This is a genomic window from Vallitalea okinawensis, assembly GCF_002964605.1.
Taxonomy (GTDB): Bacteria; Bacillota; Clostridia; order Lachnospirales; family PQDH01; genus Vallitalea_A; species Vallitalea_A okinawensis.
Window position 1 is genome coordinate 481,284 of record NZ_PQDH01000001.1, and the last position, 19,296, is coordinate 500,579.

Genomic DNA, 19,296 nt, shown 5'->3' on the forward strand with positions numbered 1-19,296 from the left:
ACATTATATATTAAAAGAATATCCTCTCGTGTTGAAAGGATATTCTTCATTTTAGTCAAAATATAGATGGGTTTTCCGCGCAAAGCTTGTTTTCTTCCACCATCTTTTTAGATAGGGTAGTACATAATAATCTAAACCAAAGGTACTACCAGAACCACCTAGTAAGGCAATTCCACCAACAAAGTACCAAATAATCGTTGCATCAGACATACCAGTTAATGTGATACCAATGGTCATAATAACACTGATTCCAGATGAAATGAATGTGAATAGACCAAATATTAAACAGATACCAATAATAATTTCAGTAAAAATCATAATGGTTTGAACTGGTATTGCTATAGGTCCCATGAAGGTTTCCATGAACCAATTCATAGCATCTGGGGTTTCTGCTAATAAAGGCTGGCCCCATCCACTAGGCATATGATTAACTACCCATTGGAATATAGCTGGTAATTGATGGGCTGTTTCAACTACTGTATCGACTGCTTGTGACGCGCTTGCTGTTGCATCTACAACTGCTGTCGCTGCTTGTGATGCACTTGCTGTCGCTTCAACTACTGCTGTAGCTGCTTGTGATGCACTTGCTGTCGCTTCGACTACTGTTGTTGCCGCTTGTGATGCACTTGCTGTTGCATCAGCTACCGCTGTTGCTGCTTCACCAGCAGTTCCCCAAGTTGCTGCATCTGTAACAGGGGTTGATATAATTTTAACTTCATCCAACCAGCCTTCATTGATCTTTTTAAGACCTTCAACCAGCCACATGTAACCTAACCAAATTCGCAGCGGTACTTTCCAAAAGTTTGGAGATGCCTTGGAGAAATGACCACCAACAAAGGATCTTCTATTTTTAATATGGAAAAACTCGTGCATGAGATAATTCCATAACTGTCTTACACCTGAAACTAGGAATAAATATAAGAAGTTAACAACGTGCTTAATGAGCATCGCAAACCAACCTGAGCTTTTAAACCCAGTGTCAGCTACTGCTCTTCTGGATCCTACAGATACCATAAAGCCATTGTATTTTTGCTTATGTTTATGAAGTTCTGTGCCTTTAATCTCAGCGGCAACGTTGGCTGCAGCAGTATGGCCTGACTGTTCCGCCGCCTGAACAATTTGTGGCATTACGCCATCTTCATCCTCATAGGATGCATTGTCGCCAGCAGCATATAAACCTGCTTGACCCTTCACCTGCATGAATTCATTAACAAGAATACGACCACCACGACCTGTCTTTAAACCTAAGTTTTTAGCAAAGTCGTTGTTTTGAATACCTGCTGCCCAAATTAATGTATGGGTTGGTATTTCCGTATTTTTATTAATAACAATAGATTCTTTATTAATCTTTGTAATTGGCGAATTCTTCAGTAAGTTAATACCTAACTTCCTGTAATACTTATCTTCAATTTTCTTTACTTGCTTGTCACTATCAAGCATATTAAGGATTCTACCAGTTGCTTCTATATTATAGATGGTAACTTCCTTTTCATCTACCATGTATTGCTCAGCTAAGTGCTTTTTAGCTTCACCTAATTCACCGGCCATTTCAACACCGGTAAATCCGCCACCACAAACAGCAAATGTAAGAAGTGCTTTTCTTTTTTCTGGGTCAGGTTCAACACTTGCTCTTCTAAACATGTCTTCTACATGTTCTCTAACATGTACAGCATCTTCATATGACCAAAGCGTATGTGCATATTCTTCTGCACCTTCAACACCAAAGAAATTGGATTGATTACCTGTACATAATAATAGGTAGTCATATTGATAAGTTGTTCTCTCTGAACTCAATTTCTTAGCTTTAAAATCAATGTTATTAATTTCATCAACAACCACATTAACCTTTTTACCAGCGAAAACTTTTCTTAAATCCACTTGAATTGCATCTGGTTCAGTACGGTGACCTGCTACTTCATGTAATTCTGTCATTAAAGTATGGAAAGGATGTCTATCAATAATGGTGATTTCTACATTTGGATCTTTTTTAAATTGCTTATGAAGTACTTTACCAGCCTTAACACCAGCATAACTACCACCCAAAATGATAATATGTTTTTTAGCCATTTTAGATTCCCTCACTTTTAATCAAATGATAATTTCTGTCAGTAATTCAGTTAATAATATAACATACTTTTCTGTGAATTAAAATATATTTTTATGAACAAAATGATTAAAAGTATTAGTTCATCTTAACTACTTGAAAAGTATTTTCACTTTTGCTATAATGAAAGCGTTCAGACATGAGGTATTCTTGGATATTAATTGAAATAGCTTTTGTTTGCTATGCTAGATACCAGAAATATTAGCAATTTATTTTTATACCATTCTTTGTTAACAAATTGTCAATGATCTACTATCTAGTTTTTTTATCGATTTAGCATGCAAGATTTCTTACATAAATTCACAGTTGTAGAATGATTTATTTCATCTATGTACTTTGTGTTTATTAAATCATGTTACAGTCAGAAAATAGTCTAACCTACTATTTCTGATTATATATATAAAAGGTTTAAGGAGGATATTATGAAAAAATTATTTACACTATTACTTGTTGTTTTAATGACAGCTGCTTTTGTTGGTTGTAGTTCTGAAGAACCAGCAGAAACTGCTCCAGCTAAAACAGAAGAAAAAGCAACTGAAGAAGAAACAAAAACAGAAGAACCTGCTGAAGAGCCTGCCGAAGAACCAGCAGAAGAAAGCGTTGCTACATACGCCGATGGTATCTACTATGCTGCATCTGAAGACTTCGATGCTAATAGCGGATGGAAAGATTTCGTAGTTGTAGAAGTTAAAGATGGTAAAATTGTTAACGCCGACTGGAATGGTACTAACATCGTTCCTCAAGGTGACAAATTAACACTTTCACCTAATGGTGGTTATCCAATGGTTGAATTCGGTGGTGCTCAAGCTCCATGGCATGAGCAAGCAATTGCTGCTGAAGAATGGTTATTAGAAAACCAAGATCCAACAGCTATTGAAATTAACTCTGAAGGTAAGACAGACGCTATTGCTGGTGTATCTATTCATGTATCAGCATACTATACATTAGTTCAAGAAGCTTTAGCTTCTGAGCCTGTAGCTGCTGGCGAATATACTGATGGTGTAAAATTAGCTCAATTAGAAGCTGACAAAAACGGTTGGGTAAGCGCTGGTGAATTTACTATTGTTAACGGTACTATCGTATCTGCTAACTTTAATGGTTCTCAAGCAGATGCAGAAGGTAATGTTACTAACAAAAAAACTATGGGTGAAGAATATGGTATGAAAGCTGCTGGTTCTGAATTAGAATGGTTTGAGCAAGCTGCTGCTGCTGAAGCTTTTGTTCTTGAAACTCAAGGTTTTGAAGTAGAAAAAGACGATAGTGGCAAAACAGATGCGATTGCAGGTGTGTCAATATCTGTTAATGGTTTCGAGCAAATCTTTACTCAAGCAATGCAATAAGAATTATTCTTGATATTTAAGCACATGAATTCCATTCATGTGCTTTCTTATATTTCCCCTTTACGAATTTCTCCCATTCATGTAAGATAGGATAGTAAAGTAAACAATAATTAAGTTATCTATTGGTAAAGGATCGATTAGAATGAAGAAATGGACAAGTGTTTTCATATTAATAGTACTTACTCTGACAACTGTAGCATGTGTTAATGAGGAATCCCTTCCTCCTAACGCCAATGCAACTGTATCAAAAACTGAATTTATGTTAGATACTGTTGTAACCATCAAGCTCTATGGTACAGATGATGAAACATTGATAGCACCAGTATTCGCCCGAGGTAAAGAATTAGAAAAACTTCTTAGCGCCTATATCATAGATAGTGATGTCAGTCATATCAATGCAAATGCTGGAAAAGAACCCATAACGGTTTCAGAAAAAACCTATTACCTAATTAATAAGAGTATATCCTACGCTGAGAGTTCCAGTGGATTATTTGACATAACCATTGGTCCCCTTATTGACCTTTGGGCCATTGATCCACCTACTGGCCATGTACCTACTAAAGAGGAATTAGCAGTAGTGTTACCACTTATTGATTACACAAAGATACAATTAGATGAAGGGAATTTTTCGGTCTTGCTTCCCGATGAAAATATGATGATAAATTTAGGTGCAATCGCAAAAGGCTTCATTGTTGATGAGATGGTTCAAGAAATGAATGAATTGGGTATCAAGAGTGCTATTATCAATGCAGGAGGGAATATCTATGCCTTAGGTGGCAAGTCTGATGGCTCACACTTCAACATTGCTATACAAGACCCTGATTCAGACCGAGGTGAGTACTTAGGTGTTTTAGCTACTTCCAATAAATCTGTCGTCACTTCTGGTGATTACGAACGTTTCTTCATCGAAGAAGGTGTTAAGTATCATCATATTCTTGATCCCTATACAGGCTATCCCGTAACTAATGAGATCAAATCGGTGAGTATTGTATCGGATAATTCTACAGACGGTGATGCTTTATCCACAACCACATTATTACTGGGTTTGGAAGAAGGAAAAGCTTTTATTGAAAAACTGGATGGTGTTGATGCTATCTTTGTAACAAGAGATAATGAGATCTATATGACAGGTCAACTAGCTTCTGATTTTGAACTAACCAATACATCTTATAAGATCATAGAGTAAAAGGGCTACCACTAGGCAGCCCTTTTATTTTTACGTTAATCATTAGCTTTTTTTCTTACGTTTTTTAGAAGCTTTTTGTACTTCTTCTTGAGTAGTCATTTCTTCTGCTATTTCTAAATTCATGTTTCTAGCATCTTCAGAATTAGCTTGTACTTGCTGTTTTCTTTTCTTTGCCATTGTACAATCCTCCTATTAAATAGATCAGGGAGTTCTCTATCATTCAACCTGATTTGTTTTTTGATTGTTACAATAGTAGTTTTACTTATATTTTAGTAATTATTCATATATTTACTAATTTATTTATGAAATTTCCCTTTATACGGTTATTATGGCTGTTATCATTCTGATTTATAAAACTCATATATTAATTAACGATGCCTATTAGCCACTCTTGACTAAGGCTATTAGTAGATTCAGCTTGAATAATATCAAAAGAATCCGGTAATTCCGTTAAAACTAATCCACTATGATGAGCTATCATTTTATAGGTACCATTTTCAGTAATCATCAATTTAAACCTTTGATTATTACCACCATTATCACTGTAAATCCACAGCTTTGTTCCTGATTGGGTACTAAAATCATCAATATCCCATACCTTTGAATAGTCAAGAATGCTTTGAATGCGATACAAGTTATGTCCTTCTTTAGCAAGTAACCACTTTTGATTATTATTTCCTGAACTTGGATAGGTGATTATTAAGTTCTTATTTTTAGTACTACTACCAGTTAAATCAACATACCTATTGGAACTAACATTCTTTATCTCCACAATTTGCCCATCAAAGGTTACGGGTATCTCTTCCTCTAGAAACCATTTTTGTTCACTTCCCCCAATGTACCGATACTGGTAAACATTATTCTCGTCTCGCGTTAGGTACAAACCGCTATAAGCATTGATGATAAAATATGACCCATCTTCATTCTCTTGTAGCAACCATTTTTGATTAGTATTGCTATTATTATCAAGCTTGCGATCGTAGATAATAACATTTCCAAAGTCATCTAAGGAGTTCCCCCTTAAATCCATTACTTTATTTTCATCAAGTGTACTTTTCAGCAGAATCATATTATGATCTATTTTTTCAATAATCCAAGCCTGTGAATTTAGATGATTTTGATCAGCTACTTGTATATTAGTCTTATTGGAAGTGGATGAATTCGTTAGATCAATGCATTTACCATCAGTAGCACTTTTAATATTTACTACTTTTCCATCAAGTTCACTCATGTCTTGCATACTTACTTCAATGAGCTCCCAATTACCGCTATCCACATCTTCATTTTGCACTACCTCTTCAGTACCTGACTTAATTCCTAAAATGTAGTGGCTATTAACATTACGAAATATAAAGTCTTTATCGTTTTCCTTTTCAAGTAACCACTGTTGATTATTCCTCTTTTCCAGGTATTCACCTGGTTCTTTTGCAGGGTAAGTTTGAATCTTATCATTAATATCTGTTCCATTATCATCAACTTCTAACAATTGATTGGTTGCATAGCTTTCAAGAATCCATCGATTGTTGACATCATTCTTTAATTGCCAGATCTGCGTATCACCCTTATTAGGCGTTAGATAAACATTGCCTGCACCATCTGAAGCTAAGAACTTACCTGATTGGGTATTTCTTATATGATAATATTTATTCACTAGTTCATCTTTATCATGATCGGACCAATAATAACTTAAAGAACTGTCCCAACTATCTTCCCCATGTGTCCTTATATGGTTGAACTTATTAGCTACGTCTACAATATCTACAGAACGTGTACCAGTAAAAAAATCTAGAGTAATGAGACTTACCTGCATCTCATCATTCCTGTAGTTAATGAGATCATATAGCCACCAAGCATCATTATTAATCAATGCAACATCTGGATCTCCAGCTGGTTCCTCATCGGGGAAATATTCCATGACTATTATTTTATCCCCATTATTCTCAGAAACACTTATGTTGTCAGTCCTTATTTCACTGTGATGCTCTGCATTAGGTAAATAATATGTATTACTATCAACTCCAGTATACTGAAAATTAATTTGATAAGCTTCTTCATAGGATTGTGGAGGTAGGATAATGATATTTTTGCGATCAATGAATTCATTTTCAAAGTCTAATATCTCACCTAATGTTGGCCATGCTTCCATCCCTCCATTTTGTGGTGTTGAGATCTGATTCACGTCAATTAAATCAATATCATCGTATAAATCCTCATTGCTTCCGCTTATCAAACCTGTATAATTATACACATTCTCTAATAAGCCAGCCCTGCGCATATGCCACATAAACTTTTGAGTCATCTCTTTCTTTTTTTCCAGATCATCGATATCTCCAGCATATTGATTATAGAAGCCATTAAGCTTAATACTGATAATTTCATTAGGATTTTCATCGATAAAGTTCTTAATCCCTTCAACTATGGTATCTACATCTGTTCTTCCTGAAGTATAAACTCTATGATAGGAATAGATCTCATTCGTGCCTATCACTTCTCCAAGATCAATATCGATATGTCTTATCCCCTTAGTTAACGTATCGTATATCCCCAGATGCTGATTCCTCGTATAGGGTTCATATTTAATCAGACCTGTTGAATCAGGATCATTGGCCATAGCATTATGTGTACCAGGCCACAATATTTTGTTAAAAGGTTTTTCTAACATACCATAGGTCGTTATAAATCCACCTGCATCTGTGAATATATCTGCCGATTGGTGATCTTCTGCATGACTTACTTTAGTTGGTAAGGCTAAAAACATGCATACCACTATGAGCATACTGGTCACTATGCTGATCATACCTATTGATTTTCTAATTTCTTTATGGTGCTTCAAGAAAATTCCCCTCCTTTAACTCTTAAATGGTTTAATTCTGCTAGTACCTTAGTAGTATTGTTTTATCAAGAAAATCATAGTTTATATTAATTTATTTAAATATACATTTTTTGGGGAAATTATGAGTTAATTGATTATAAGAATTGAAATAAAATTGACATCCTAAACTTGTCGTAGATAGATTAATGAGGAGATTAATTTATTTATGTTTAGGATGCCAAAAATTAATGATTATTTAAGAAGTAATTTGCTACATTTACTTTGAGGAGTAAAATTCATTGATATAATTTTCTACGTCTTTGCGGCTACCTTTAAAAGGTCCTGGACTTTCCATCTTAATGGATACTAAAGCAGAAGCATATAAAACAGCCTCTTGGGGATCATGATCAATACGCTCTGTAATATAGGCACTGAAAGTCGTATCCCCTCTGCCAGTACGTCCACTTAAATTTCTTGCTTTATAAGGTGATGTATAAAATTCATTTCCATCATGGATGAGAACTTCTGAATTATGGGTAATCATAACTTCCTTTGGTCCCCACTCCATAATTTTCTCTGCCGCCTTATAACGGTCTTCTTCGCCTGTTAATACTAAGGCTTCAGCAGCATCTACTTTAAAGTAAGTGATATAGGGTAAATACTTTTCCTTATCTACCCAGTCCACTCTTTTCAAACTTTTGTCTTCAAAACAACGGCGCATGAAACCTGAGATATCAACAGCCACCTTACCCCTTTTTGAAAGTTCAACAACCAATTCTGGATCATAATCGCCTTCAATAAGTCCAGCAAGATGATAGACTTCTGCTTTAATACCATCTGGTATGTCTGCCATGGTATATTGGTCTGCTATACCAACAGCACTTAAAAGTCGTGTTTCCCGATCTAATGTATGATAATAATTTTCGATAGATGTTGTTTCTATGGATGGTACATAGTAGATCTGATCTCGAGGTACTGAAAATGTTGTATCTAGGAGAGATTTATCTGCTTCAGATGTTTTAGTTAGTATGCCGACCTTTCTTTCACTACCTTCTGCAGCATAAGCAGCCGCCACAACGGCTCCTCCTATCTCCTCGTGAGTATCTCCTTGATAATACTTGATGATGTCTTTTGAAATATGCCCAATGATAAAGGTATCAAAATGCATATTACTCACTCCTTTTAACTTCATGAAAGAGTTTTAAACAATTTGTTGTGATAGATGTCACTTCTCTTTCAAAGTTCTTAATCATTTCTTCACGTTCATCAACAGTCCAAACAAATATGGAAATCTTGTTTTCCTTGGTCCATAAATAACGTTCCTCTGTTAATGCTCTATAAGGTATATTGATTCCCGAAGCTCCATATAAGGTAATATTTTTCATAATTTTCTGTCTCTTATTTTCTTCTGTAAGTGATATATCCTCAAACAGCTCATCGACATTATAAATCTTGTTTAACATGGGATAATGATGGTAGAGATACTTAATCTCTTTATCTCTACAACCTGTTAACAGAACTTCACTCACTATTTTATTGCTAAGAAGGTAATCCGCAACTTTAGGAATGCTCTCTATGGTTTTGATATCAGCATTCACCTTATTACCTCTAGAGATAATAAAATTAACAGCTTCTTCAAAGCTTAATAAATTATACATATCTTTGATGTCACACCAGTTGGATTCTGATAGAAGGATATTTTCATAAGCATCATCATGATTTAAGACTAAGAAGCCATCCTTTGTATGACGTACATCAATCTCAACATAGTAAGCATTTTCATTGCAGGCAACTTTTAAGTATTCCATTGAATTTGGCTGGGTGTTTTCACTTCCAGAATGAGCGGTTAAAGTAGTCATCATTTCACCTCACCCTTAATTGTATGTGTAGGAAAATATAATAAAAACTATCATACTTTCCTACACTAAAATATTACTTGAAGGTTGGTAACCAGTCACCATGTGCTTCAATCATATCGTCAACTAATGACTTAGTATCATCAATACTTAACTCAGATGATGTATGAGGATCAAGCATAGCAGCATGATAAATGTACTCTTTCTTACCTGTTAAAATTGCTTCTACAGTTAATTCTTGAACGTTAATGTTAGTGCGATTGAGGGCAGCTAATTGTGGTGGCAGTGCACCTACATAGGTTGGTGTCACACCATTTTTATCAACAACGCATGGTACTTCTACACAACAATCATATGGTAAGTTAGTGATTAATCCTTTATTCAATACATTACCATTAATCATATAAGGTTGATTCGTTTCCATAGCTTCCATGATATGAGATGCATACTCCCTTGAGCGTTCATGTTCAACCTTATCGTTATCTACTAAAATCTTTCTCATTTTCTCCCAACGCACTTCATGCTCTTCACAACGTCTTGGATACTCATCTAAAGGAATATTAAGCTTGTCAATGAGCTCAGGATAATTACTCTTTATGAAGTAAGGCATGTATTCAGCATTATGTTCACTGGATTCCGTTACATAATACCCAAAGTTCTTCATTATTTCATGGCGTACCATATCATCGTGTTTATCTCTTTGTAAAGATAGCTTTTTAATCTCTGGATATAGATCTTTCCCGTTTCTTGTGATTTCAAGAAGCCAAGCCATGTGATTAATACCAGCAATCTTTGCGTTTACATTGTCTAGTGACATACCAATAGGCTCTAAAAGCTCTTTAGCGCAGACTTGAACACTATGGCAAAGACCAACTGTTTTAATGTTGGAGCCCTTTAGCATCACTTTTGTTAACATAGCCATTGGATTAACATAGTTTAAGAACCATGCATCTGGGCATACCTCTTCCATATCTCTTGCAAAATCCAGCATAACTGGTGCTGTTCTTAAAGTTCTAAAGATACCACCAATACCTAATGTATCAGCAATCGTTTGACGTAGACCATATTTTTTGGGTACTTCAAAATCAGTTACTGTACAAGGCTTGTAACCCCCTACTTGGATAGCATTGATAACGTAATCAGCATCTTTTAAGGCTGCCTTCCGATCCAAATAGGATACAATGTTAGCTCTTCCTTCATTACAATTGGCATTGATATTATCTAACATCATTTGCGAATCATTTAATCTGTCTGCATCAATATCGTATAATGCTATATCTGCATCTTGTAATGCTTTAGTCATCATACTATCGCCTAAAACATTCTTAGCGAATACTGTACTTCCAGCGCCTAAAAAAGCTATTTTAGCCATTCTTATGTCCTCCTTTAAAAAGCTTCTACTAATTCTTTAGCAACTACTTCTGATTGTTTTGATGGTTCTAATTCAAACCCAATAAAACCTTCATAGTTAAGTTCTTTTAATTTACGCCATACGTTAGGGAAATTCACTTCCCCCGTACCTGGTTCTCTTCTACCTGGCGCATCTGCTATATGAATATAACCTATCTCGCCAATAAATTGCTCCAATGTATTGATCATTTTACCTTCCATTAATTGCATGTGGTAAAGATCATATAAAATCTTGATTCGAGGACTATTAATGATTTGGATTGCTGTTGCAGCATCCTCAGTAAATGCTAAGAAATTACCTACATGATCTGTTTCAGTATTCAGTGCCTCAAGAACAAGGGTTACGTCTGCATCTTCTGCAATTGGCTGCAATTCCATTAATGTCTTTATCATAGCACCAAATAACTCATAATCTGATCGTTCAGTATAATGGTTGACAACCACACCGCCTTCTCCTAATGCATTGGAGTGAATAACTAAGTGCTTACAGTTTAATAACTTAGCGGCATTAATGGATTCAATAACATAGTCAATATACTTCTCAGAATCTTCTTTAGCGATAAGTGAGTAATCTTTATCACCTGAAAAGCTTGCAATTTCAAGATCATATTCTTCGCATAACGCCTTGATCTTAGCAAGATCTTTGTCTTCCCAACCCCAAAACTCGATATATTTGAAGCCCGCTTCATGAGCTAGTTTAAAACGATCATAAAAATCCACTTCAGTAAAAATCATTTCAATACATGCTGATTTTTTCATTATGGTACCTCCATCAATTTCTTATTTCATAAATTTACTTGTCTTCACAGGAGCCCCTGTTTCTAAAGATTCTTTAGCAGCTAAAGCAATGTAAACCGGTTGTAATCCATCATTACCAACAACAGATGGTTCTCTGTCTTCTAACAATGCTGAAGCAAACTCATTTAATTCATCTACATAGGACATTTTGTATCTTTCTAAGAAGAACCATTGAGGTTTTTCACTGACTACAGCATCAGCACTACTTAATACTGCAGAGTTAGGAAAATCATTATCAACTGTGACAACACCTTTGTTACCAAATACTTCGACTCGTTGGTCATAGCCGTATACAGCTTCTCTACTGTTATCAATAACACCTAGAGCACCATTCTTAAACTTAAGATTGATTATAGCTGTATCTATATCACCAGCAGCAGCGATCTCATCTGAAACAAGATTCGTCCCATAAGCAAATACTTCCTCTACTTCGCTACCACTTAAGAAACGAGCCATATCAAAATCGTGAATAGTCATATCTAAGAATAAACCACCTGATACCTTAATGTACTCTACTGGTGGTGGAGCTGGATCTCTTGAAGTTATTTTAACGATATGCACATCGCCAACTTTTTTCTGATCCACTAATTCTCTAACACGACTAAAGTTATGATCAAAACGTCTATTGAAACCTATTTGAAGTTTTATGCCATTTTGTTTAACTGTATCAAGAGCCTCTTTGATTTTCTCAACATTGAAATCAACAGGCTTTTCACAGAAAATATGTTTCTTTGCTTTAGCTGATTCAATAATTAAATCTGCATGAGTATCTGTAGATGATGCAATGATAACACCTTCAATTTCAGAATCATCTAAAATTTCTCTATAATCCTTTGTTACTTTTTCTATACCTAATGATTGTGCCCACTCTTCTAAACCATCTGTATAGACGTCAGAAACTGTTTTAATTGTTGCTTGAGGTACATGATAAGTGATGATTTCACCATGTAACTTTCCTATTCTACCTGCACCAATTAGACCTAATTTCATGGTATTCTCTCCTCTCAATCTCGTAAAAGATTTTCTTTATTTATGAATACAAGGGCATTGTACACCCTGTTTACCAATTTAACAATGTTCTTATATTATGAAGTTATGTGTTATTGTTATAAAAATAAATGCATTAGCCTTTGGACCCTGTAAAAGCAATACCTTGTATAAAGTGCTTTTGGAAGACGATATAGAGTAATAACATTGGCCACATGGCTATAAAAGATGCGGACATAACTACCGGAAATTCTGTATCATATTGTCCTTTTAGTGAAGCAATGGCTGATGATAAGGTCATTTTTTCTAATGACATGTTGGCAATCAATGGCCACATCAACTCTTTATATGCAAATAGTGCTGTAAATATGGCTAGTGCGACTAAATTGTTCTTTGAAAGTGGTAACATGATCTTTCGGAAAATTGTAAAGTGGTTACATCCATCCAAAATGGCTGCTTCTTCAATATCTTTTGGAATCCCTTTATAAAACTGTCTCATTAAAAATGTACCAAAGGCACTGACTAATCCAGGGAAAACTAAAGCTGTTATTGAGTTTAACCAACCTAGCTTTGCTACCATTAAATATTGAGGTACGATAAAAATCTGAGGTGGTAACATCATTTGAATTAATACAATACTAAAAAGAACATTTCTTCCTGGAAACTCTATCCGTCCAAAAGCATATCCTGCCATAGAACTTGTTACAAGTGCGAAGAAAACTCGCCAGAAAATAAGTAATAAAGTATTGGTATATAAATCAATGAAAGGAAGTGCATTCCAAGCCTTTTGAAAATTGTCTAATCGAATTTCCTGTGGAAACAATGTCGGTGGAATCATTATGGACTCGCCATAACTCTTTAATGCGGTTATAATCATCCAAGCGAATGGAAACAGCATAGTTAAACCACCAATTATTATAATTGTGTGAATTATCAGTTTATTGATCTTTTCTTTTTGGTTCAATCTAGCCACCTCCTATTCATAATGAACCCATTTCTTTTGCATCCAGAATTGTAAAGCTGTAAAAACCATAATGATAACAAATGCAAGCAATACAATAGCTGATGCATATCCTTTTTCATTAATTGTAAAAGCATATTCATAGAATAGGTAAAGTATTGTTTGCGTCTTATCAATAGCAGGATTACTTGGGTCTAACATGATGTAATAATAATCAAATTGCTTTAAGGCTGCCATTAGTGATGTGATTAATACAAAGAATAACATAGGCGAAACCAGTGGTATGGTGATGTGAAAAAACTTTCTCACCCCATTTGCGCCATCGATATCCGCTGCCTCATAGTAAGTTTCGGGTATATTCTTTAATCCAGCTAGTATTAAGATCAGATTATAACCTAGTGTACTCCATATAGTTACCATAGCTAAAGATGGGATGATCATTTTAGAATTAATCAACCAACCGATATTATCAATCCCTAGTTTTGAAAGTAGGAAATTTAAAATACCATACTGTGAATTTAAAATCCATTTCCAAACCATCGCAATCGCTGCAGGTGCTACTACCATTGGTAAAAAGTAGATGGTTCTATAGATGCTGACTCCCTTGATCTTATTATTGAGAAATACAGCAAACAATAAGGACAGAAATACCCCTAATGGTACACTTAAAACCGTGTAATATAACGTGTTCATTACAGAAAGCCAAACTTCAGAATCTGAGGCAAGTCTAGTAAAATTTTCTACTCCCACAAAAGTTGGAGCACTTAATCCATCAGACTCTGTAAAACTGAGATAAATCGTATAAAAGAATGGTATAATATTTAATATCATAAGACCGATAATACTTGGAGCGGACATAACATAGCCCCAAAAGTAGTTACTCGCCTTCTGCTTATTCACGGATTTTACCCTCATCTTATTTCACCTCCCACATATTTAAGTTATGGTGACTCTTATGGAGTCACCATAATTATTGAGTGTCTAACTATTCTTTTTCAAGAATTTTATCCATTTCCTCAGCTAAATAAGGGAATGCATCTTCAGCTGCTAATTCACCAGTACCAAAAGCTTTAAGGGTTGAACTTTCCACTTCACCCCATTTTGGCTTACTTGGAGTAGTTGGGAATGGTACTGAGTAATCTAACATTTCTACAAAAACATTAACGTTATAGTCTGGGAATAATTCTACCCAATAAGATTGTGTATTTTCATAAGCAGGGATTGCCGCACCTGATTTACCTTGAATAATATGAGCTTCTTCTGTTGCTGCAAATTCTAAGAAAGCTCTTACTTCTTCTGGGTGTTCAGTATCATTAGCACCTGAAAAAGTTAAACCGTTGGAAATAGATGCTCTTTCCTTACCTTTAGCTAAAACAGCAACATCAAATTTATCAGCGATTATTTCATTTTGTGAGAAAGATTTCATTTTCCATGATCCAGTTATGAACATTGCTAATTTACCGCTAGTAAATGTATCGTTGGTACCATTTTCTGCAAAATACTCTAGCGTTGGAGATACTTTATATTTATGAATCATATCAAAATAGAATTGTACTGCTTCTTGAGTTTCTGGTAATGCGTAACCTGACTTTCCATCTTCAGTGATAACTGTACCACCATTTTGATAAATGAAAGGATAGAAACCATTTTGTGATTGGTAAGGAGCTCCTAATCCATAGATACCATTCTCAACATCTGTTAAGGCTTGAGCTACTTCAACTAATTTATCCCAATCCCAAGTATCATCTGGATAAGCTTCACCTGCAGCATCAAATAATTCTTTATTATAGAAAATGGCTATTGTATCAAAATCTTTTGGTACACCGTATAAAGTACCTTCATAAGTAAATAAATCTACTAAGCCTTGTGAAAATTTGGATTGATCAATCATATCATCTTCTATAGGCATTAACTTTTTATTAGTTGCGTATTTGAAGAATTCATTGGTATGCATCCAAAAGATATCTGGCATAGAATTACCTACAGCACTTGCTTCAAGTTTTGTCCAGTACTCATTCCAAGGAGTTACTTCAACTTTAACTGTTACGTGTGGATTTTGCTCTGTGAAGGCTGCTGCAACAGCTTCCATACCTTCTTTTTGATTGTTATCCCAGATTGAAAAAGTTAATTCTACAGGATCTTTAGCTTCTTCTTTTGTATCCTCTTTTGATTCATCTTGCTTCGTATCAACTTTGCCAGTAGCTTCTCCCTTTTGATCAGCATCATTTGAGCACCCCACTACTAATGCCATGATCATTAAGACTACTAACATCAAACTCAATAATCTTTTCAATGTAACTTCCCCTTTCATTAGCAACTCTTATCATGTGCAACGTTGCGCATTGCTTACTTTTGCATAAATTGTATTATGCTTTCGTACAAGATTATTATAAATAGTAATTATTAATAAAAGAATGGACTTTTTTTTTCACATCATTGGACATTTTTTAAGTAGGTGCTTGTAGTGCCTTTTCTTTTCTAAATCCCAATGGTGTTTTTCCTGTATACTTTTTAAATACACGATAGAAGTATTGTACATCTTGATAACCTACTGTTTTAGATATATCACTGACGTTTATATTGGTATGAAGCAACAAGCGAGTAGCTTCATCTATTCGTTTTGAAGTAATATACTGACTTAGTTTTGTACCAGAGTGTTTTTTAAAGGTTGTGGATAAATAAGATAAACTGATATTGAATTCCTCAGCAATTTTCTGGGCAGTAATATCCTTCATATAATTCTTTTGGATATAGTCTTGTATTTTATCGATGGTATGATCATCTATATTGGAACTATGCATAGAATTGATAATCTCTTTAATCACATTGTTAATAAACCCTTTAACGTCATCTAAGGTTTCACATTGGTTAATAAAATAATTGTTTAATAAGTTATACTGCTTGATTTCATCAATCGTTAGCTGAAAAACTTCTATAATCATAGTTGATACTAATGACCAAAGAACAGCTATCTGACCAACAGAACCTTCCATGGAACTTTGGAATAAATCATTAATGGATTTCCCAATTTGTTCACTATCTCTTTTCTCTAATCCCATTTTTAATAAAATAAGATTCTGAACGTGTATGTTAGAGATATTATCCATATGCTTTGCATTGAACTGATAAATAACCTTATCTTGATCAATAAGCCTTTGAAGTAATGCTTCATTCGCCTCACTGTACATTTCTTTAGTAATATTTTTTTTGATGAGACTGGTTGATCCATACACAGAATGATTCTCTTTTCTAATCCCTTTTACTAATTTACAAGCAATATCTAAATGATCGATTTTTAAGACATTCATGTTGTTATGACAGATTAACACAAAATATTCATTATTGTTACTATGATTATCTGCTACTACAATACGACATGTTGTTTTCATACTTTTGACAATACCCATGAGTAATTCTTTTTTAGAACGTCCATGGTCAAATCTGATAAGGGCTAAAACATTGTAGTTTTGAATAGTATCAATCTCTTCATTTTCTTTTCCTAAAAAAACTTTATTTAATTCATTTTCAAAAAAAAGTTCTTTTTGCTCTTTAACAAGTTCATCTTTTTCCTGAAGAACTTTTTTATAAGAATCCTTCTCTATTAAGGCAAAAATTGCTTTTGAAATAGCTTGTTTAAACTTTTCATCTTGAATAGGTTTTAAAATAAAACCTTTAACTCCAAGATTGACAGCTTGTTGGGCATAAGTAAACTCAGCATAACCTGTTAGAATAATGAATTCACTATTAGGAATGATAGGCTTTGCATCATTAATCAGCTCTAAACCATCTTTTATGGGCATACGTATATCTGTGATGACTAACTCCGGAAGATGTTCTTTGACTATTTCAAGAGCTTCTACGCCGTTAGAAGCCTCAAATACATTATCATATTCCAATTCCATATTATTAATCATTTTTACAATACCTTTTCTAATCCACTCCATATCTTCAGCTATTAAAATATTCATTTACTCGCCCCCATTTATGATTGGTAAAATAATATCTACCGTTGTCCCCATTTCGTACACGCTTTGAATCTTTATACCATATTCTGTTCCAAAAGCAAGCTTAATCCTTTGATTAATATTGCGCAATCCAATGCTTTCTGATGAATGACTGTCGTTTATTTCCAGTTGGATGTCAGAATTGATAATCTCTAATCGATCAATGGGAATACCAATACCATCATCTTGAATGGAGATAATAAAATTCTCCTCTTCCATTTGCCCACTTATCTCAATACACCCATATCCACCTCTAGGTTTAAATCCATATTTAATGGCGTTCTCTATAATTGGCTGTAAAATAAACCTTTGAATTCGTAAATCAAGATGCTTATCTGTAAAATCATAAAAAACCTCAATACTGTTATTGTGATGTATATTCTGTAAATAGATATAGTTTTTGATGTGATCGATTTCTTCTCTTAGTGCTACAACATCACTGCTTGTACGATTCATATTGTATCTAAAGAGATCCCCTAATGTTTGACTGACTTGTCCAATTTCTTCACATTCTTTAACCTTTGCCATAGCGTTAATCACTTCAAGGGTGTTGTAAAGAAAATGAGGGTTAATCTGATACTGTAGGGCATTGAGTTGGGCTTCTTTTTTCTCTATTTCTTGTATATAATTATTATTAATTAGTGCTTTAATCCTATCCACCATCCTAAAAAAGTGCCTAAAGATTATGGATAGCTCATCTTCCTTATTTAGCTTCTTACCCTGTTCCCCAATCTCAAAGTTACCATTTTCAACCAACTCCATACATGAGATCAATGCTTTAAATCGAACGGCTATATATCTAGAAAATAGGATAGAAATGACTATAGCTATAAAGATGCAGATAAAGCCAATAAGGACTGTGAAATTCCTTACATAAGCCATATCCTTCGTGAAGTTTTCCATGGGTACTTGACTAATTAATTTCCAACCGTTTCTCAATTGACTATAGGCAATCATATGACCATCTTCCACGAGGATGCCACCATTTTGATTATCCAACTTATTAAGATAAGATTCAGTGCAGATTGCTCCAACTTTATCATCTTCGGTAACGACATATGCATTGTTTTCATCAATAATAAAAACTGTTTCTCCATTTCCAGTATGGGTTTCTTCAATGGCATCTATTAGAATATCAATATCTACAGCATAGGCAATAATACCTATGGGTTGACCACCATAATTATAATTAACGATCTCTCTCATCAAATATAACCTTTGATCCCCCTCATAGAAATTGTAAAACCATACTGGCCGGTAATTCATTTCTTGAATTTTTTCATAAGCTTCCGAAGCTTCAAACTCATTTTCAAAAAAATCTCTGAAAAAGGTAATATATTTTTTAGTAGAACTCTCCTCCAATTCAAAAGGATATTGTTCACCATAAATTTCTATTTTGCCATCATACAAGTAGATAATGGCAGATTTTAATTCCTCATTCAGAGCAAAGGCAGGGTTAATCACTTTTTTCACTTGAATCCAAGAATCCACCCTCTCAATAGGCTCTAACTCGTTATAATTAAATAATGCACTTTGAATAATATTGTTTCCTACTGTGGAATTGATGGACTTCTCAAGCTCATTGAGCTTAAGATCCAAGTATGATCCATTCCTTTTCACCAGCTGTTCAAAGTACACGCTGACGTTATCGTTAACGATTTCTTGAGCACTGTTATCATAAAAAGTAACAACAATCAATAAGGGCATTAAAGATATCATTATTAAGGTTATTAAAATTTTTGAATGCAGCTTCATACTATCACCCCGTATACATCATATAAGAGTTATGATAAATGATAAATACTTTTTGTGCAAGATGCGACAAATTACATTTTTTT

15 protein-coding genes are annotated in these 19,296 nt (G+C 34.4%); 2 read left to right on the top strand and 13 right to left on the bottom strand.

What is annotated here, in order from left to right:
- Positions 1-51: 51 nt before the first annotated feature.
- Positions 52-2,067 (bottom strand): FAD-dependent oxidoreductase, encoded by a 2,016-nt coding sequence (locus tag C1Y58_RS02380; RefSeq protein ID WP_105614386.1) that lies wholly within the window; start codon positions 2,065-2,067, stop codon positions 52-54.
- A 459-nt stretch (positions 2,068-2,526) separates the two neighbouring features.
- Here C1Y58_RS02380 and C1Y58_RS02385 point away from each other — a divergent pair, with 459 nt between their 5' ends.
- A complete protein-coding gene (locus C1Y58_RS02385) occupies positions 2,527-3,444 on the top strand; it encodes an FMN-binding protein (protein ID WP_105614387.1) in 918 nt (305 codons plus the stop codon).
- A gap of 142 nt (positions 3,445-3,586) precedes the next feature.
- Positions 3,587-4,630: an FAD:protein FMN transferase gene (locus C1Y58_RS02390; RefSeq protein ID WP_105614388.1), complete on the top strand. Its 1,044-nt coding sequence runs from the start codon at positions 3,587-3,589 to the stop codon at positions 4,628-4,630.
- Between the two features lie 42 nt (positions 4,631-4,672).
- On the opposite strand, the gene C1Y58_RS26975 is transcribed toward C1Y58_RS02390, so the two are convergent.
- From C1Y58_RS26975 to C1Y58_RS02445, 12 genes are all read right to left on the bottom strand, one after another.
- Complete coding sequence (locus C1Y58_RS26975; RefSeq protein ID WP_278286064.1) at positions 4,673-4,807, bottom strand: hypothetical protein; 135 nt, start codon at positions 4,805-4,807, stop codon at positions 4,673-4,675.
- Positions 4,808-4,994: 187 nt separating this feature from the next.
- On the bottom strand, positions 4,995-7,463 hold the full coding sequence (locus C1Y58_RS02395; RefSeq protein WP_105614389.1) for an RICIN domain-containing protein: 2,469 nt from the start codon (positions 7,461-7,463) through the stop codon (positions 4,995-4,997).
- 256 nt (positions 7,464-7,719) lie between these two features.
- Positions 7,720-8,610, bottom strand: a complete 891-nt coding sequence (locus tag C1Y58_RS02400) for a PfkB family carbohydrate kinase (RefSeq protein WP_207655693.1) — start codon at positions 8,608-8,610, stop codon at positions 7,720-7,722.
- Between the two features lies 1 nt (position 8,611).
- On the bottom strand, positions 8,612-9,304 hold the full coding sequence (locus tag C1Y58_RS02405; RefSeq protein ID WP_105614391.1) for a glycerophosphodiester phosphodiesterase: 693 nt from the start codon (positions 9,302-9,304) through the stop codon (positions 8,612-8,614).
- Between the two features lie 70 nt (positions 9,305-9,374).
- Positions 9,375-10,670: an alpha-glucosidase/alpha-galactosidase gene (gene melA, locus C1Y58_RS02410; RefSeq protein ID WP_105614392.1), complete on the bottom strand. Its 1,296-nt coding sequence runs from the start codon at positions 10,668-10,670 to the stop codon at positions 9,375-9,377.
- A 14-nt stretch (positions 10,671-10,684) separates the two neighbouring features.
- Entirely contained in the window at positions 10,685-11,467 is a 783-nt protein-coding gene (locus tag C1Y58_RS02415; protein WP_105614393.1) for a TIM barrel protein, read from the bottom strand.
- A 21-nt stretch (positions 11,468-11,488) separates the two neighbouring features.
- Positions 11,489-12,496: an inositol 2-dehydrogenase gene (gene iolG, locus C1Y58_RS02420; protein WP_105614394.1), complete on the bottom strand. Its 1,008-nt coding sequence runs from the start codon at positions 12,494-12,496 to the stop codon at positions 11,489-11,491.
- Positions 12,497-12,629: 133 nt separating this feature from the next.
- Positions 12,630-13,466 carry a carbohydrate ABC transporter permease gene (locus tag C1Y58_RS02425; protein ID WP_334293828.1) on the bottom strand — a complete coding sequence of 279 codons (837 nt, stop codon included), beginning with the start codon at positions 13,464-13,466 and terminating at the stop codon, positions 12,630-12,632.
- A 3-nt stretch (positions 13,467-13,469) separates the two neighbouring features.
- The gene (locus tag C1Y58_RS02430; RefSeq protein ID WP_105614395.1) at positions 13,470-14,369 is read right to left on the bottom strand and encodes a carbohydrate ABC transporter permease; all 900 of its coding nucleotides are present in this window, start codon (positions 14,367-14,369) and stop codon (positions 13,470-13,472) included.
- Between the two features lie 70 nt (positions 14,370-14,439).
- Entirely contained in the window at positions 14,440-15,747 is a 1,308-nt protein-coding gene (locus tag C1Y58_RS02435; protein ID WP_157949911.1) for an ABC transporter substrate-binding protein, read from the bottom strand.
- 154 nt (positions 15,748-15,901) lie between these two features.
- Positions 15,902-17,422 (bottom strand): response regulator transcription factor, encoded by a 1,521-nt coding sequence (locus C1Y58_RS02440; protein ID WP_105614397.1) that lies wholly within the window; start codon positions 17,420-17,422, stop codon positions 15,902-15,904.
- Positions 17,423-19,213: a sensor histidine kinase gene (locus C1Y58_RS02445; protein WP_105614398.1), complete on the bottom strand. Its 1,791-nt coding sequence runs from the start codon at positions 19,211-19,213 to the stop codon at positions 17,423-17,425.
- Positions 19,214-19,296: the final 83 nt, after the last annotated feature.

What these genes read in the sequence shown, in the direction of transcription:
- C1Y58_RS02380 (WP_105614386.1), bottom strand. Translation starts at nt 2,067, where the DNA reads ATGGCTAAAAAACATATTATCATTTTGGGTGGTAGTTATGCTGGTGTT.
- C1Y58_RS02385 (WP_105614387.1), top strand. Translation starts at nt 2,527, where the DNA reads ATGAAAAAATTATTTACACTATTACTTGTTGTTTTAATGACAGCTGCT.
- C1Y58_RS02390 (WP_105614388.1), top strand. Translation starts at nt 3,587, where the DNA reads ATGAAGAAATGGACAAGTGTTTTCATATTAATAGTACTTACTCTGACA.
- C1Y58_RS26975 (WP_278286064.1), bottom strand. Translation starts at nt 4,807, where the DNA reads ATGGCAAAGAAAAGAAAACAGCAAGTACAAGCTAATTCTGAAGATGCT.
- C1Y58_RS02400 (WP_207655693.1), bottom strand. Translation starts at nt 8,610, where the DNA reads ATGCATTTTGATACCTTTATCATTGGGCATATTTCAAAAGACATCATC.
- C1Y58_RS02405 (WP_105614391.1), bottom strand. Translation starts at nt 9,304, where the DNA reads ATGATGACTACTTTAACCGCTCATTCTGGAAGTGAAAACACCCAGCCA.
- melA (WP_105614392.1), bottom strand. Translation starts at nt 10,670, where the DNA reads ATGGCTAAAATAGCTTTTTTAGGCGCTGGAAGTACAGTATTCGCTAAG.
- C1Y58_RS02415 (WP_105614393.1), bottom strand. Translation starts at nt 11,467, where the DNA reads ATGAAAAAATCAGCATGTATTGAAATGATTTTTACTGAAGTGGATTTT.
- iolG (WP_105614394.1), bottom strand. Translation starts at nt 12,496, where the DNA reads ATGAAATTAGGTCTAATTGGTGCAGGTAGAATAGGAAAGTTACATGGT.
- C1Y58_RS02430 (WP_105614395.1), bottom strand. Translation starts at nt 14,369, where the DNA reads ATGAGGGTAAAATCCGTGAATAAGCAGAAGGCGAGTAACTACTTTTGG.
- C1Y58_RS02440 (WP_105614397.1), bottom strand. Translation starts at nt 17,422, where the DNA reads ATGAATATTTTAATAGCTGAAGATATGGAGTGGATTAGAAAAGGTATT.
- C1Y58_RS02445 (WP_105614398.1), bottom strand. Translation starts at nt 19,213, where the DNA reads ATGAAGCTGCATTCAAAAATTTTAATAACCTTAATAATGATATCTTTA.